The organism is Pseudomonas sp. PARCl1, assembly GCF_947311875.1.
GTDB classification, from domain to species: domain Bacteria; phylum Pseudomonadota; class Gammaproteobacteria; order Pseudomonadales; family Pseudomonadaceae; genus Aquipseudomonas; species Aquipseudomonas juntendi.
In genome coordinates this window covers 25,123-39,986 of the sequence record NZ_CAMZMX010000006.1, presented here as the reverse complement: position 1 = coordinate 39,986, position 14,864 = coordinate 25,123, and the positions used below count along the sequence as shown (strand labels likewise).

The window sequence follows — 14,864 nt, the reverse complement described above, 5'->3', positions numbered from 1 at the left end:
CGAGACCCTCTATGTCATTCAATACCCAACACACCGCTTCGTACTATGCAGCCACTGCGCGCGATGCGGCCCCCTACCCCAGCCTCGACGCTGACCTGAGCGCTGATGTGTGTGTGGTCGGGGGTGGGCTGACCGGGGTCAATACGGCGCTGGAGCTGGCCGAGCGTGGTCTGTCGGTGGTGCTGCTGGAGGGGCGGCGCATCGGCTGGGGTGCCAGTGGCCGCAACGGCGGCCAGCTGATTCGCGGCATCGGCCATGATGTCAGCGGTTTTGCTCGGCATGTCGGCCAGGATGGCGTGCGCTACCTCAAGCAGGCCGGCATCGACTCGGTGGCGCTGGTCGCCGCGCGCATCGCCCGCTACAACATTGCCTGTGACCTGCGCTGGGGCTTTTGCGAACTGGCCAACACGCCCGCGCAGTTCGACGCCTTCAAGGATGAACTGCAAGACCTGGCAGCGCTAGGTTACCGCCACGAAACACGGCTGGTCGCAAGCGGGCAGTTGCATGAGATCGTCGCCAGCGACCGGTACGCCGGCGGCCTGGTGGACATGGGTTCAGGGCACCTGCACCCGCTCGACCTGGTTCAGGGCGAGGCCCGCGCCGCCCATGCCCTGGGCGTGCGCATTTTCGAGCAAAGCCCGGTGCTGCGTATCGAGCATGGGCCCAGCGTTACCGTGCATACGGCCCACGGCAGCGTGCGCGCGGGCCGCCTGGTGCTGGGCTGCAACGCCCACCTGGACGACCTGGAACCGCGGCTGAGTGGCAAGGTGCTGCCGGCCGGCAGTTACGTGGTGGCCACCGAACCGCTGCCCGAAACACTGGCGAGCCGCTTGATCCCGCAGAACATGGCACTGTGCGACCAGAAAGTCGGCCTGGACTACTACCGCCTCACCGCGGATCGCCGCCTGTTGTTCGGCGGCGCCTGCCACTATTCCGGCCGCGATCCCAAGGACATCGCCGGCTACATGCGGCCGAAGGTGCTGAAGGTATTCCCGCAACTGGCCGATGTGCGCATCGACTACCAGTGGGGTGGCATGATCGGCATCACCGCCAACCGCTTTCCCCAGGTCGGGCGCTTGAGCCAACACCCCAACGTGTATTACGCCCAGGGCTATTCCGGGCACGGGCTGAACGTGACTCACTGGACAGCCAAGCTGCTGGCGGAAAGCATCGCCCTGGGCCACAGCCACGGCCTGGATGTGTTCAGTGCAGTGCCGCATCTGACGTTCCCCGGTGGCAAGGCACTGCGCTCGCCCCTGCTGGCGCTGGGGATGTTGTGGTACCGGTTACGTGAGTTGTTGGGCTAGCAATGTGTGGGTGTTATTTGGCAAAAGATATGCATCGCCTGGGAGATCGAGCGCCGCCCGCGCGGCGCATCGCGAGCTGCGCTCGCTCCTACGCTTGTTTCGGGCCAGTAACCCCTGTGCCAGGTGCGCGCGACCGCCTTGTTTGTACGGCGCGACATTGAGGCATGCGCCAAGGCGTTCGCGCGCAAATCCCACAGGCATGATTGGCCCGAAACAAACGTAGGAGCGAGCGCAGCTCGCGATGCGCCGCGCGGGCGGCGCTCGATCTCCCAGGCGCTGCACATCTTGTGTCAAACACGCGTCAGCCCTCATACGATCCCTACGGGAGCTGGGCTTGAACGGCGATGAACTGCAAAGCAGCCCCCTACCCCCCGCATTAGCTCAACATTCGACGAATGCAACCGCCAGGCCGCCGCGCGAAGTTTCCTTGTAGTTGGCATGCATGTCCGCCCCGGTATCACGCAAGGTGCGGATTACCCGGTCGAGCGAAATGAAATGCTCGCCATCGCCCCGCAGTGCCATTTGCACCGCATTGATCGCTTTCACGGCAGCGATGGCATTGCGTTCGATGCACGGCACTTGCACCAGGCCACCGACCGGGTCGCAGGTCAGCCCAAGGTTGTGTTCCAGGGCAATTTCGGCAGCGTTTTCCAATTGCGCCGGTGTCGCGCCCAGCACCTGGGCCAGGCCGGCGGCCGCCATCGAGCAGGCAGACCCGACCTCCCCCTGGCAGCCGACCTCGGCGCCGGAAATGGAGGCGTTCTTTTTGCACAGGATGCCAACCGCAGCCGCGGCAAGCAGGAAGTCCACGACATCCGCGTCGCAGGCACCAGGGTTGAACTTCATGTAGTAGTGCAGTACCGCCGGGATGATACCGGCTGCACCGTTGGTAGGTGCAGTGACCATGCGCCCGCCAGCGGCGTTCTCTTCGTTGACCGCCAGGGCGTACAGGTTGACCCACTCCATGGCGCCGAGCGTCGACCCGATCACATTAGGCTTGCCCAGTTCCTGCAAGCTACGGTGCAGCCGCGCCGCACGGCGTTTGACGTGCAAACCGCCGGGCAGAATGCCCTCGTTGCGCAGGCCGTTGTCCACGCACTCGCGCATCGCGGCCCAAATGCGCAGCAGGCCGTCGCGCACCTCGGCTTCCGGGCGCCAGGCGCACTCGTTGGCCATCATCAGTTGCGCCACACTCAAGCCGTGGGCCTGGCACAGCTTCAGCAACTGGGCACCACTGCCGAACTCGTAGGGCAGCACGGCGGCGTTCTCTGCAGTTTTCGGCGCATCGACTTCGGCCTGTTCGACGATGAACCCACCGCCTACCGAATAATAGGTCTGGCACAACAGGCTATCCTGCCCGTGCATGGCTTCTACGCGCATGGCGTTGGGGTGGTACGGCAAATTTTCGTCGAGCAGCAGCATGTCTTGCCCATACTCGAACGCCACGGGGTGGCTGCCGTCCAGCATCAGGCAGTGTTCCTGCAGCACCTGACCGATGCGCGATTCGATGGTGGCCGGGTCGATACGGTCTGGCCATTGCCCCATCAAGCCCAACAGGCAGGCACGGTCGGTGGCATGACCAACGCCGGTCGCCGACAGCGAGCCATATAGGCGCACTTCAACGCGCGTCACCCGCCCCAGCAAGCCCTGCTCGCGCAGGGCCTGGGCAAAGGTCGCAGCCGCGCGCATCGGGCCGACGGTGTGGGAGCTGGACGGGCCGATGCCGATTTTGAAAAGGTCGAAAACACTGATAGCCATACTAATGCCTGACCATGCGCTGATAGGTAGCCAGTGCACGGGTAACTGGAGAAAATGGGCGCTGCTGCGATTTTGCGCGATACTGACGCTGCGCGATTGAAATGACCAACGAAACTTCCTAAGCAAGGCTTTAGCAGGACTAAACGATGCGACGCCAACTCAACGGCCAGATGTTTGTTTGGCTGCACGTTTTTGCCTGCGCCGCCAGGCACCTGTCCTTTACCCGCTGTGCAGAGGAACTGCACATCACCCCCGGGGCGGTCAGCCAACAGATGCGCCAGCTGGAAGAGCGCCTGGGTTACCGGCTGTTTCTGCGCCGGGCAAGGGGCGTGGAACTGAGCGCCGAAGGCCAACGCCTGGCGCAGACCGTGACCGACGCCTACGGCAGCATCGAGGCAGAGCTGCTACGCCTGGATGCCGGCGAGATCCGTGGCACGTTGCGGGTGCGCTCCATCCCCTCGTTCCTGGCCAAGTGGCTGACGCCGCGCTTGCCACGTTTCCAGCAGCGCTACCCGGACATCGAACTGCGCCTGGTGGCCGAAGACAGTGCCCAGGCCTTGACCCCGGGCGACTTCGACCTGGCCATCGACCTCAACGATGGCAGCTACCCGGGCATGCTCTCCACGCCGCTGCTGGACGAGCAGATCTTTCCCGTATGCGCGCCCTCACTGCTGCGTGGGCGCCCCCCGCTGCACGGGCCGGCCGACCTGGTGCACTACCCGCTGCTGCACGACATCACCGCCTGGCGTGGCAGTTCGGAATATGCCGAATGGGAGTTCTACCTGGACGGGATCGGCGCCACTGGGTTGGACGTACGCCGCGGGCACACCTTCAACCGCAACCACCTGACCATCGAAGCAGCGATTGCCGGTATCGGTGTGGCCATTGCCCGGCGCACGCTACTCAACGATGAACTGGAGCGCGGCGCGCTGATCGTGCCGTTTGGCGTACCGATCGCCAACCACAAACGCTACGTGGTGCATTACCCGCCCGGCGGGTTGACCCAGCCGGGCGCGCGGGCGGTACATGACTGGCTGGTGGAAGAAGCACGAGGGTTCCGCGAACTGCACCCGTTGAACACAGCATGAGGCCTGTTCTGCACCTCTGGCATGACAATCAATAGGCCTGTTTACCGGTGAACGCATTCAACGTGCGTACCAGAATCACGAAATCCAGCCACAACGACCAGTTGTTGATGTACTCGATGTCGGAGTCCACCCGCTGGATCATCTGTTCGATGTCCTTGGTCTCGCCACGGAACCCGCGCACCTGGGCCAGGCCGGTCATGCCCGGCTTGATGTTGTGGCGAGCGAAGTAATCCACGATGTCCTGGGAATACAAGGTGTCGTGCTGCAAGGCATGCGGCCGTGGCCCGACCAGCGACATTTCGCCGGTCAGCACATTGAACAGCTGCGGCAGTTCATCGAGGCTGGTACGGCGGATGAAGGCCCCAACCCGGGTCAACCGCGGGTCGTTCTTCTGGGCTTGCTGCACCACACCGCCTTCGGGCTGGTGCACATGCATGCTTCTGAATTTCCAGATACGAAATGCCTCACCCGTCCAGCCGGTACGCTCCTGGCGGAAAAACACCGGGCCGCGGCTGTCGAGCTTGATGGCCAGGGCAACGGCCAGCAATACCGGCGACGCACACAGCAGGATCAGCGCGGCCAGCACCCGGTCCTCGAGGTTTTTCAGGAACAGGCTCATGCCTGTGAGCGGGGTTTCCGACAAGGTCAGCACCGGAATGCCGGCAATTTCCCGCACACTGTGGTTGATCAGGCGCAACGAGAAGATATCCGGTACCCAGTTCACCGCGATGCACTTGTCGAGCAGCTTGAAGTACACGTCGTTGATCACTTCCGAGCCGCCCAGCGGGGTCACCAGGTAGACCGTGCGGATGCCGTGGCGGGCGACCAGTTCGTCAAGCTCGGCAATATGCCCGAGCACCGGCAGGCGCTGTTTGCCCTCGGCGCCCTCGCCTGCTTGCGGTTCAACCTTGTCGACCAGTACACACCCCAGCACCCGCTCGCCAAACCACGGGTTGCTGCTGATTTTCTGGTAAAGGAAGTTGGCCAGGTCACCATTGCCAATGATCAGGGCATTGTCCAGGCGTGCATGTGCGGTGAAACGCTTCTGCAGCTCACGCACGGCGAAGTGCAGGAACAGCTGGGCGAAGTAACCGATGACGAACAGCTGGCCAACCAGCAGCCGGGAGTAGGTTTCGCTCTGCTTGGTCAGGAATGCCATGATCACCAGAAAGCAGAACGTGGCCGACCAGGCCTTGAACAGGCGAAAGGCCTTGATCGAAAGCCCGACGTTGGTCCGGTAGATTGCGTAATGATCATAAATGACCGCCAGTGCGCCGATCAGCAACAGCAGCATGATCACGTAATCGGAGGTGATGTAGCCGAACTGGTCATAGATCAGGTACCAGGCGATACCCGTCACGGCAATGCCGTCAAGGCCGGCCTGGATGGCGTTGCTGACACTGCTTCGGCGCTGGAGTAAGGAACGACTGCTTCTGGGTTCGAAAACCATTTCAGACCTCATCAATTGGAGCGTGGCAAGTGCCTTACAGCCAACAACCAGTCTTGAATCACAGCCATGCAGCGCCGCACGCGGCGAAGCGCGCAGCGTCCAAACCATTGATATCACTGTAGCAGCCAGCTGCCGCAGGCGGGCCCGGAATACGTGCTGCCACAGCTTTTGGCCGATTCACAGCGTGCGCCTGGCCGCAGCGCTCGCCCGCCGATACAGCAAGGTGCGCAGCAGAAACAGCGGGTTGCCCACCACGTAGCGCATGAACAGGCGCCTGGGCTCACGGCACAGCCGATACAACCACTCGCCGCCAACCGCCCGCAGCCAGCCGGGGGCGCGGCTGACCTTGCCGCCGAGAAAGTCCAGGATCGCCCCACCACACACGATCAGGCAGGGGCCGCTGATGCCGGCCAACTGTGCGGCGACCGCTTCCTGCTTGGGCATGCCCATGCCCAGCACGATCAGTTCGGGTTGATGCTCGCGCGCCAGTTGCAAGTAGGTATCGACAGTGGCAAAGCCATCGTGAACCGACACCGGCGCCACGCCGAAGGTGTCGGCGCAGTGCTGCACCGCCTGGCGCAGGTAGGGTTGCCGCGTGCCCCAGAAGGCCACCTTGCGCCCCCGGTAGGCCGCCAGCAGCCTGGGAATGAAATCGGTACCGTTCATGTTCAGGCCAGGCTCCAGGCCCAGGCCGCGGTAAAGGATCGCCATGCCGGAGCCATCGCGCAGCAACACATCGGCTGCCGACAGTGCCTGGCAATAAGCCCCGTCGCGCACCACCAGGTTCATTGCGTGGGCATTGACGAACCCCAGCACCGTCGCTTTGCTCGGGGTTGCCAGGTGCTCGAGCAGGCGCTGCACGGCGTTTTCGTCGGCGACCACATGCAGCTGCCCGACCAGGCGCGCCCAGCGTTGCTGCCATTGCCGCTGGCTCATCAGTCGCCATCCCGTTTCGAGCGCACCCATTCGACCTGGCGCTTGATCAGAAAGCCCAGGTAGAGGGGGATTTTCCTGGCTGCGTAGAACGGTGCGTACAGCAACACCGAGAACGGGATCAGCTCCCGACAGAAGCGCGCCCAGGCCACCACCACTGCCACGCCGAGCAACCCCAGCCCCAGCAGGGCGAACCCTGCAGGTGCCGCCAGCCCGGTTACCAGGTAAACCAGCCAGGTCAGCAGGTTGAACCCCAGCAGCGCCAACACCAGCAAGGCCAAGGGTGATACCACCAGGTCCAGGGTCATCGCCGCGAGGGCACCATTGCGCTGGGTGATGGCAGCCAGCGCCCGCTTCGGCCCATCGGTCAGCATCAACCCCAGGTGGCCGTGCTCCCAGCGCGTACGCTGGCTGTTGAGGCCTTGCGGGCTGAGCGGGAACTGGCTGGTCACCAAGGCTTCGGGGCAGAACAGCGGTGGCTTGCCTTGTTGGCAAAGATCCAGCCCGAGTTTCACATCCTCGACCAGATGGCCATTGGCGAGGTTGACCTGGCGCAGGTCGTGCCAGCCGAAGGCCATGCCGGCGCCCATCAACTGGCAAGGCAAGCCCAACCGCGCCCAGCCACGCGGACGAACCAGGTTCTTCACGCGCCAGGCAAATTCGGCGACCTGCACTTTCAGCCCGGCACCTGCGGGTGCCCGCATCAGGTACAGCGCCTGCACCGGGCGCGCCGTTTCACGGCAACGCCGAGCCAGGATATCGATGGCGCCCTCGCCGACCTGGCAATCGGCATCCACCACGATCACCACCTCAGGGGGCAGGCGCGCCAGATGGCGCACGCCGAAGTCCAGGGCATAGCCTTTGCCGCGCAACTGGGCGTCATACCGCTCCACCACTTCGGCCCCCGCTTCGCGGGCCAGCTGCGCCGTGGTGTCGGAACAGTTGTCGGCCACTACCAGCAAGCGGTCACCCTCGAGCAGTTGCGGCACGATGCTCGCCAGGCTGGCCTGGATGATCGAGGCCTCGTTGTGCGCCGGCACCAGCACCGCAAGCGTTGGCCGCGCCGTGGTGCAGGGTGGCGGCCTGCGTGCGGGCAGGCAAGCCAGCAATACCTGCAGCGAAAACACCAACACCGGCACCAGGACGATGACCGTCAGCAGGCCCAGCAACCACGCTAATACACTTATCATGCGAATGCCTTGAAGTAGCCGGCCAGCCTGGCCGCCTCGGTGTCGATGTCGTGCCGTTGCAGTACCCGTTCGTAGGCCGCCTGGCCCATGCGCTGCAACACCTCGGCAGGTTGCGCCAGGCACTCGGCCATGGCCGCTGCCAGCTCGTCCACCGCGCCTGCGGGGAACAGCCAGCCATTCTCGCCGGGCCTGACCAGTTCCGGGATCCCGGCAACAAAAGTGGTCAGCACCGGGCGGCGCAAGGCCATGGCCTCCATGATCACCACCGGCAGGCCCTCGGCAAAGCTGGGCAATACCAGAGCGCGGGCAGCGAGGATCTCGTCGCGCACCTGTGCACTGCTGATCCAGCCAGTAATGCGTACGTGCTGCTGCAGGCCGTGGCGGGCAATCAAGGCCTCGATCTGCTCGCGCATTTCACCGTCACCGGCCAGCACCAGCTCAAAAGCCTGCGACTGGGCCGCCAGCCGGCGCGCGGCCTCCAGCAGCAACAACTGGCCTTTCTGCTCACACAGGCGCCCAACGCACACCAGGCGTGGCGCCGCGGGCACCTCTACCGCAGGCACCGCATGGAACGCGCGCTCCAGCCCACAATGCACCACCTTGACCTTGGCCCAGTGCTCGTGGGCCACCCAGCGCAGCAGCTGGCTGCGCCCATACGAGCTGACCGCCGCGACAAAAGCAGCGCGCCGGACCTTTTCCCCCAGGTGCAGGAACTGTGGCTTGTCGAACTCTTCGGGGCCGTGCACGGTGAAACTGTAGGCCGGCCCGCCCAGCATGTTGGCCAGCATGACCACTTCGGTAGAGTTGGTGCCAAAGTGCGCGTGCACGTGCTGCGCCTGCCCTGCCTGCAGCCACTGCAGCACCTGGCAGGCTTCGGCCAGATACACCAGGTGATAGGGCCAGGCGCGGTCCGCCCGGCGGCCAAGCCGCAGTGCCAGCCACAGCGCCCGGCCAAAGCGCCGCGGCTGCGCGCGCAATACCTGCCACATGGGCCGCAACAGCTGTTTCAGCCCGCCTTGCAGCACGTAGCGGGTCTTGCCCCGCTCGACCACGTCCTCGGCATCCTGCACCTCGGCGTCCCAACCACGCAGTGCCAGGCGCTGCACCTCTACCCCTTGGCGCTCCAGCGCCAGGATCTCGCGGCGGATAAAACTGTGGCTGACCTTCGGGTACTGATTGATGAAATAAGCAATGCGCATATGAACCCAGATCCAAACCCGCTTGATGACCAACCGCCCCAGGCAACCTTTACTTCAGGCTGTCGACTACCGGCGGCCTGCCTACTGCCGATGCACTCACAGCAAATGCATCCCCCTGTGTTCCTTGTAGTCCAAGGTTGGCACCATTGCTTGGCAAAGCTGCTTGCAAGCGGGTGAATACATCGTCGAGCAATGCCTGGCGACGGCGATACATCGCCCGTTTCTTTGCCGGAATGTCGGCCTCGGCACGCTGCGCCGGCGCCAGTGGCAGGCTGTAGAAATCGGCATGCTCCGAAGCGCTGGCACCATGCTCCTGCCAGATAGCGTCGTAGTTGGCCGCCAGCTCCTGGCCCTTGTCACGGCCAAAATAAGCGTGGCGGTGATGCCGGCTGGCATCGTTCACGGCATACAACCGGGCAACCCCCAACGTTCTGGCCAGGCACTTCAACGCCTCCAGCAGCAAGCTGCGCGGGCGCAACCCCTCGAAGTCTTTGGTCAGGTCGCGGTAGATGGCCAGCGAGGTGTCGCTGTCGATGCCTTTATGGATACCCTGCACTGCGCCGATGTACAAACCGATGCCGGCCGGCCCCTGGCACAGGGTGAACGCCAGGGATGCCACACGCAGGTCACCCTGGAACAGGTTGAGCACCAGCTCGCCTTCGCGCTTGAACCAGATCGGCCGGTCGAGCACCAGGCAGCAGCCCGGCGAGTAGCTACCCAGGTCACACAGGGCAAGGCTGTCGTCCCGGCCCAACAGCAACAGCCCAGGAAAATGCCGGGCCACCAGCTCGAAGTGCGAGGCCACTGCATCGAGGCGCTGCGGCGCCTGCCAGTGCTGGCTGATATAGGGCCATTGCACGACACCGATGCAGTCAACGCCCAACTGCTGCACCCCCGGCTGGCCCAGTGCCGCGGTCAGGCGCTGCATGAAGGTGTCCAGCTGAGGCCAATGCCTGGCCATCTGCAGGCTCAGCTTGTACTTGTTGTGCAATGCCCGCAACGAGTAACCGGGTTGCAGGGTAAACACGCTTTTCACGAGGGTGCCGAGCATCATGGGCCTCTCTCACTTGTACTCGATCAAAGCCGCTTTGCCAGCCGCCAGGCGGTGGCGCAGAAACTTCAGCTGGCCGAGCATTTCGGGGAACTTGCCCAGTACCAGAAACACGGCCTGCAGCCAGTTTTCGCGCGGCGACCTGTTGCCCCGCTGCGCCAGGCGCATGGCCTGCAACGGGTAGATCAACAACAACCCCAAGCCCCAGCCGCCCACCAGCAGGCAGGCCAGCACGATCGACACGGGAATGCCCAGGCCCCACACCCAGGCCCGGCGCGACTCGCGCAACCAGTGCCGCTCGGGAGGCTGCCCGTGCAGATAGGCGCCCTCGGCGTAGGCATGCCCGGCACGCAGGCTGCGCCGCCACCATTGGCTGAACCGGGTCATGTCGGCGTCGTGCAAGGTCATCTCGGCATCCAGGCGCCAGATTTTCCAGCCCTTGGCGCGCAAGCGCACGCACAGCTCCGGCTCTTCCCCGGCGATCAGGTCAGGCCGAAAACCGCCCACGGCGGTGAAAGCGTCTACCCGCATCAACGCGTCACCGCCGCAGGCCTTGGCCTCGCCGATCGGGGTATCCCATTCCAGGTCGCACAACAGGTTGTACACCGAGCGCTGCGCGAAGCGTTCGCGGCGCCGGCCACACACCACCGCCACCGCGGGGTGTGCGGCCAGAAACGCCTGGGCGGTGGCCAGCCAGCGGGCATCCACTTCGCAGTCGCCATCGACGAACTGCACCCAGTGCATGGCGGGCAGCAACCGCTGCAACACGGCAAAACCTTCGTTACGCGCCCTTGCCGCGGTGAACGGGGTGCCCATGTCCAGCGCCAGCACCTCGACGCCCAAGGCAGCGGCCAGTTGTTGCGAACCGTCGCTGGAGCCCGAGTCGACATACACGACCTTGTCAGCCCCATGGGCCAACGAGCGCAGGCAGCGCTCCAAACGCTGGCCCTCGTTGCGGCCAATGACCACCACGCCGGTCTGCATCGCCAAGGGCCTCACTCGACCGCCGCCGGGGCGACCAGGTGCCGGGCCTTGATGACTGCCGGTACGCCGACAGCCAGGGAGTTATCTGGCACATCCACCAGCACCACGGCATTGGCACCAATGATCACGTTGTTGCCGATGCGAATGCTGCCCAGTATCTTGGCGCCCGTACCTATATCGACGTTGTTGCCGAACACCGGGGCGATGGGCTCGTCGACATTTTTCAGGCCCACTACCACGCCATTGCGGATGCGACAGTCGTCGCCGAACCGGGCGTAGCCGCTGACCACGATGCCACCGAAATGGTCGATGACGAAATTGCGGCCGATCACCGCCTCGCAGGGCAGTTCCACCCCGGTGATGATCTGCACGAACTTGAACAACACCTTGTACACCAGTGAGCACAGCTTGCGCAGCAGCGCCGGGCGCACGCCGTAGCGCCAGCGGCCGAAGCGGTACACCAGCAATACCCAGAAGCCCTGGGCCCCCCAGTCGCCACCATGGGCCCGCAGGTCGGCGCGAATATTCTCGAACATGACGGTAGCTACCTTGTCGGTTGGCTGGCGTAACGGGTCTGCAACAGCAGTGACCAGGTCGCCCGGCAATGACGCCAGCAGGCCTGTATCGCGCCCCGGCCGCGTCGTTTCAACAGCGCTTTGAGTGCCAGCACCAGGTCGCCCACGGTCACCAGCAGCATATGCAACGCCAGCCCGGCCAAGCCATGGTGCTTGCGGAAATACAGCAGCTCGCTCTCGATCTGGTAGGCGGAAATCTGCCGGCTGGCAGCTTCAAGCTCGGTGACTGACTTGGAGCTTTCACCCCCTATGTGGACCACCGTGGTATGTGGGTAGAACACCACTTTCCAGCCGGCCTGCTTGACCCGCTTGCAGTGGTCGACTTCCTCGTAATAAAGAAAGTAGCGCGGATCGAACAGGCCTACCTGGTCCAGCACTTCGCGGCGTACCAGGTAGAAGCACCCGGGCAACCAGTCGCATTCGCGGACCGAAGCGTGGTCCCAGTCCATGTCGTCGACCATTTTCAGCCCAGGGAACAGGCGCCCCAGGCCGGTACGCCCGACGAAGACGTTCAGCGGCGTGGGAAAATAGCGGCAGCTGGGTTGCAGGTCACCCTCACGGCCTTCGAGGCGTACCCCCAGCACACCGCAGTCCGGGTGGGCATCCATGTAGTCGAGGGTTTTTTGCAGGGAATCGGCAGCCACGAACGCATCGGTGTTCAGCAACAATGCATACTTGCCTTGCAGGTGGGCCAGCAACTGGTTGTTGGCACGGCCAAAACCTACGTTGTGCTTGTTGCTGAGCAACACTGCCTCTGGGCATACCTCGGCCATACGCTGCAGCGAGTCGTCGACGGAGGCATTGTCCACCACCAGGTAACTGGCCAGGTGTTCGCTGCCTGCGCGGCGCAAGGCATCGAACATTGGCTGCAGCAACCCGGCGGTGTTGAAATTGACCACCATCACGTCGACCGGTTTGCTAGCCATTATTGCCATCCCCGAAGAAGTACTGGCGCCTCTGCGCCATCAGTTGCGGCTCAACCGTGGGGTCGTAGGCGCCGTCGCGCTGTTTGATCAGGTCGATCCACGGGTAGGCTTCGCAGCGTGCCTCGACCCGTTTGACCAGCGCCTCGGTGGTGCAGATGAACACGGCCGGGTTGCCGCCGTAGACGGTGCCCGGTGGCACGTCCTTGGTGACCACCGCCCCTGCCGCGACGATGGACTCGGGGCCGATGGTCACCCGCGGCATGATGATCGCACCGTGGCCGATGAAGCAGTTGTCCTTGATGTCGATGAAACCGACCGAATCAAGGTGTTTGCCAAACCGGTGTTCGATCAGCAAGACCACCCCGTCGTGGCCGATCAACGTGCAGTCGGACAACCCCACGCTGTTGCCGATACGCACCAGTGACGGGTCGAGGAACTTGCAGCCGGCATTGACGAAGAAATTGTCGCCTACCGAGTGAAAGTTGCCCCAGCGTTTGAGGTAGGCGCCCCACTCCAGCCCCGACGGCCTGCAGAACCGGCGGTAGAACGTGCCTCCGCGCCCGGTTGCATGTGCGTAATGTGCCACTGCCTTGCGTATCCATCCCATCATCCTTCCTGGCCTCGCGATCAATACGGCTCGAATGCCCTGAGGCGATGCGGTCTCGTTCTTCTAGATGCTGACCACTACGCACTCAACCTGTGTACAACATTGTTCACGCGGCGGCGCCGCTTTCCGTCCTCATCTTCGCGTCAAGGTGGTCGGCCAGCCGCACGGCGAACTGCAACAGCGGCATGGTCGGGTTGGAGGCGCCGCCCTTGGCAAAAATACTGCTGCCGGCGACATACAGGTTTTGCGTGCCGAATACCCGGCAGTTGCCGTCCACGACGCCCGTTTGCGCTGACGCGGCCATGCGCGTGGTGCCCATGTGGTGGGCATGGGGCGCCATTTTCAGCGGTATCGAGGTGTCATAGACAAACTCGTTGAGTTTGACGAAGCCCAGGCCCGTGTCAGCGAACTGCTTGGCCAGCTCGGTACCGATGCACTTGATGGTGTGGCGGTCATCGGCACTGAGCACCCAGTTCACGCTGACCTTCGGCACCCCCAGCGCGTCGTGCTCGTCGAGCAGCGAAATGCGGCTGTGCAGGTTGGGGAACTGCTCGATCATGGTACTGATCACGCCGTCACCGGGGCAGCTGAACTTGGCCACGAACTCGATCTTGCTGGAAATCCCCATGTCGCAGGCCAGGTTCTCGAGAAAATGCTTGACCTCGGCAGTGCGGCCATAGGTTTGCACATCGGCCAACAAGGCTGTGGTGACGTTGCCTTTGCCGGCCTGGTATTCGGCGAGGAAGGCATCGGTGGTGTAGTACTGGCGCGGCTCCGGGTCTTGCCCGGACTTGAGGATGAAGGTGCCCATCTCGATGTTCAGGTGCTCCATGAAGCACGCGCCAACCAGGCCTTCCTTGTTGACCACCCCCGCAGCCACCAGGGACTGGCTGTTCAGCAACTGTCGGGCATTCTCGATGGCCCCCGTGGCCAGGATGAAGTTGCGGGCCACCAACCGCTGGCGATTGCGCTGGTAGTCCGACAGCACCACCGCCGCCAGGTGGCCGGATGCCTGGTCGAATTCCAGGTCCACGCAGTTGCAATTGATGAACAGGTCCAGGCCCTTGGTCTGCTCCAGCGCCGTGGCGTATTTCTGGGCAAAGCGGGTCGGGGTGCTGAGCAGGAAACGGTCAGCTTCGAAGTCACCACCCTCGAGCGCAGTGTTCAGTGCCCGAAAATCTGCCCCGGCGGGCAGGTCGACGATATCCATGGCCACCGGCAGGTAGGGCTCGATCTCCGCATAGGCAATCGGCCAACCCGGCAACTCACCCGGTGGGGCCACGGCGAAGTCGGAAGCCGTGAAGGGCCGACACCGGCCGGCCCAATGGTTGGACGTGCCGCCCAGGTAACGCAGGCGGGTTTCCTCGGCATACAGCTCAAGGCCGGTCGAGGGGCAGGCGTACAGGGCTTGCGAATGCGGGGCGTACTCACGCCCCCCACCTTCGGCCAGCAACACGTTCCAGCCGGCTGCCGCCAGGCGTAGGCCAAGGGTGATCCCCGCAGGGCCAGCTCCGATGATGCAGAAATCGTAGTTGTCGCGCAGCGTCTTCTGCTGCTCATAATCGTGGATCATGCTGGCTGGTTCCGAAAATAGCGGGACGGCAGTACCCAGCCGTTGATCACCACGAACCCTGGTTTTTCAACCGGTTTGCCAGCAAACATCGCCGTGGCGCCGAACGCCGCGCTGCCCACGCCCAGCAGCACGCAACTCTGGAGAAAGCCTCTACGACCCAACTGCGCAGTACAAAAAGTGAGCTTCCCCATGATCCTGTGACCTGTCCCCATGAAAGTTACAC

14 protein-coding genes are annotated in these 14,864 nt (G+C 63.7%); 2 read left to right on the top strand and 12 right to left on the bottom strand.

What is annotated here, in order from left to right:
* The first annotated feature begins 11 nt into the window (after positions 1-11).
* A complete protein-coding gene (locus QME24_RS05230) occupies positions 12-1,307 on the top strand; it encodes an FAD-binding oxidoreductase (RefSeq protein WP_280091703.1) in 1,296 nt (431 codons plus the stop codon).
* 381 nt (positions 1,308-1,688) lie between these two features.
* Here QME24_RS05230 and QME24_RS05225 read toward each other — a convergent pair whose 3' ends face one another.
* Positions 1,689-3,065: an L-serine ammonia-lyase gene (locus QME24_RS05225; protein WP_192440092.1), complete on the bottom strand. Its 1,377-nt coding sequence runs from the start codon at positions 3,063-3,065 to the stop codon at positions 1,689-1,691.
* 146 nt (positions 3,066-3,211) lie between these two features.
* Here QME24_RS05225 and QME24_RS05220 point away from each other — a divergent pair, with 146 nt between their 5' ends.
* On the top strand, positions 3,212-4,153 hold the full coding sequence (locus QME24_RS05220; protein ID WP_009682752.1) for a LysR substrate-binding domain-containing protein: 942 nt from the start codon (positions 3,212-3,214) through the stop codon (positions 4,151-4,153).
* A gap of 28 nt (positions 4,154-4,181) precedes the next feature.
* On the opposite strand, the gene QME24_RS05215 is transcribed toward QME24_RS05220, so the two are convergent.
* The 11 genes from QME24_RS05215 to QME24_RS05165 all read right to left on the bottom strand — a co-directional run bounded on the left by QME24_RS05215 (position 4,182) and on the right by QME24_RS05165 (position 14,832).
* Positions 4,182-5,603: an undecaprenyl-phosphate glucose phosphotransferase gene (locus QME24_RS05215; protein WP_280091633.1), complete on the bottom strand. Its 1,422-nt coding sequence runs from the start codon at positions 5,601-5,603 to the stop codon at positions 4,182-4,184.
* Positions 5,604-5,780: 177 nt separating this feature from the next.
* On the bottom strand, positions 5,781-6,539 hold the full coding sequence (locus QME24_RS05210) for a WecB/TagA/CpsF family glycosyltransferase (protein ID WP_054905461.1): 759 nt from the start codon (positions 6,537-6,539) through the stop codon (positions 5,781-5,783).
* Positions 6,539-7,726, bottom strand: a complete 1,188-nt coding sequence (locus QME24_RS05205) for a glycosyltransferase family 2 protein (RefSeq protein ID WP_054905462.1) — start codon at positions 7,724-7,726, stop codon at positions 6,539-6,541. Before QME24_RS05205 ends, QME24_RS05210 begins: the two co-directional genes overlap by 1 nt.
* On the bottom strand, positions 7,723-8,925 hold the full coding sequence (locus QME24_RS05200; RefSeq protein ID WP_280091634.1) for a glycosyltransferase family 4 protein: 1,203 nt from the start codon (positions 8,923-8,925) through the stop codon (positions 7,723-7,725). Before QME24_RS05200 ends, QME24_RS05205 begins: the two co-directional genes overlap by 4 nt.
* A gap of 49 nt (positions 8,926-8,974) precedes the next feature.
* Positions 8,975-9,979 carry a VirK/YbjX family protein gene (locus tag QME24_RS05195; RefSeq protein ID WP_154211347.1) on the bottom strand — a complete coding sequence of 335 codons (1,005 nt, stop codon included), beginning with the start codon at positions 9,977-9,979 and terminating at the stop codon, positions 8,975-8,977.
* 9 nt (positions 9,980-9,988) lie between these two features.
* The gene (locus tag QME24_RS05190) at positions 9,989-10,966 is read right to left on the bottom strand and encodes a glycosyltransferase (protein ID WP_054905465.1); all 978 of its coding nucleotides are present in this window, start codon (positions 10,964-10,966) and stop codon (positions 9,989-9,991) included.
* Positions 10,967-10,971: 5 nt separating this feature from the next.
* On the bottom strand, positions 10,972-11,496 hold the full coding sequence (locus QME24_RS05185) for a serine acetyltransferase (protein ID WP_029885432.1): 525 nt from the start codon (positions 11,494-11,496) through the stop codon (positions 10,972-10,974).
* Positions 11,497-11,504: 8 nt separating this feature from the next.
* Positions 11,505-12,461: a glycosyltransferase family 2 protein gene (locus QME24_RS05180; protein ID WP_054905466.1), complete on the bottom strand. Its 957-nt coding sequence runs from the start codon at positions 12,459-12,461 to the stop codon at positions 11,505-11,507.
* Positions 12,454-13,071: an acyltransferase gene (locus QME24_RS05175; RefSeq protein ID WP_009682743.1), complete on the bottom strand. Its 618-nt coding sequence runs from the start codon at positions 13,069-13,071 to the stop codon at positions 12,454-12,456. The genes QME24_RS05180 and QME24_RS05175 overlap by 8 nt, the downstream gene beginning before the upstream one ends.
* A gap of 103 nt (positions 13,072-13,174) precedes the next feature.
* Entirely contained in the window at positions 13,175-14,641 is a 1,467-nt protein-coding gene (locus QME24_RS05170; RefSeq protein WP_192440094.1) for a GMC family oxidoreductase, read from the bottom strand.
* The gene (locus QME24_RS05165; RefSeq protein WP_054905468.1) at positions 14,638-14,832 is read right to left on the bottom strand and encodes a hypothetical protein; all 195 of its coding nucleotides are present in this window, start codon (positions 14,830-14,832) and stop codon (positions 14,638-14,640) included. The genes QME24_RS05170 and QME24_RS05165 overlap by 4 nt, the downstream gene beginning before the upstream one ends.
* Between the last annotated feature and the right edge of the window lie 32 nt (positions 14,833-14,864).

Excerpts from the sequence above, each read along its gene's own strand:
- QME24_RS05230 (WP_280091703.1), top strand. The coding sequence starts at position 12 with ATGTCATTCAATACCCAACACACCGCTTCGTACTATGCAGCCACTGCG.
- QME24_RS05225 (WP_192440092.1), bottom strand. The coding sequence starts at position 3,065 with ATGGCTATCAGTGTTTTCGACCTTTTCAAAATCGGCATCGGCCCGTCC.
- QME24_RS05220 (WP_009682752.1), top strand. The coding sequence starts at position 3,212 with ATGCGACGCCAACTCAACGGCCAGATGTTTGTTTGGCTGCACGTTTTT.
- QME24_RS05215 (WP_280091633.1), bottom strand. The coding sequence starts at position 5,603 with ATGGTTTTCGAACCCAGAAGCAGTCGTTCCTTACTCCAGCGCCGAAGC.
- QME24_RS05210 (WP_054905461.1), bottom strand. The coding sequence starts at position 6,539 with ATGAGCCAGCGGCAATGGCAGCAACGCTGGGCGCGCCTGGTCGGGCAG.
- QME24_RS05205 (WP_054905462.1), bottom strand. The coding sequence starts at position 7,726 with ATGATAAGTGTATTAGCGTGGTTGCTGGGCCTGCTGACGGTCATCGTC.
- QME24_RS05200 (WP_280091634.1), bottom strand. The coding sequence starts at position 8,925 with ATGCGCATTGCTTATTTCATCAATCAGTACCCGAAGGTCAGCCACAGT.
- QME24_RS05195 (WP_154211347.1), bottom strand. The coding sequence starts at position 9,979 with ATGATGCTCGGCACCCTCGTGAAAAGCGTGTTTACCCTGCAACCCGGT.
- QME24_RS05185 (WP_029885432.1), bottom strand. The coding sequence starts at position 11,496 with ATGTTCGAGAATATTCGCGCCGACCTGCGGGCCCATGGTGGCGACTGG.
- QME24_RS05180 (WP_054905466.1), bottom strand. The coding sequence starts at position 12,461 with ATGGCTAGCAAACCGGTCGACGTGATGGTGGTCAATTTCAACACCGCC.
- QME24_RS05175 (WP_009682743.1), bottom strand. The coding sequence starts at position 13,071 with ATGATGGGATGGATACGCAAGGCAGTGGCACATTACGCACATGCAACC.
- QME24_RS05170 (WP_192440094.1), bottom strand. The coding sequence starts at position 14,641 with ATGATCCACGATTATGAGCAGCAGAAGACGCTGCGCGACAACTACGAT.
- QME24_RS05165 (WP_054905468.1), bottom strand. The coding sequence starts at position 14,832 with ATGGGGAAGCTCACTTTTTGTACTGCGCAGTTGGGTCGTAGAGGCTTT.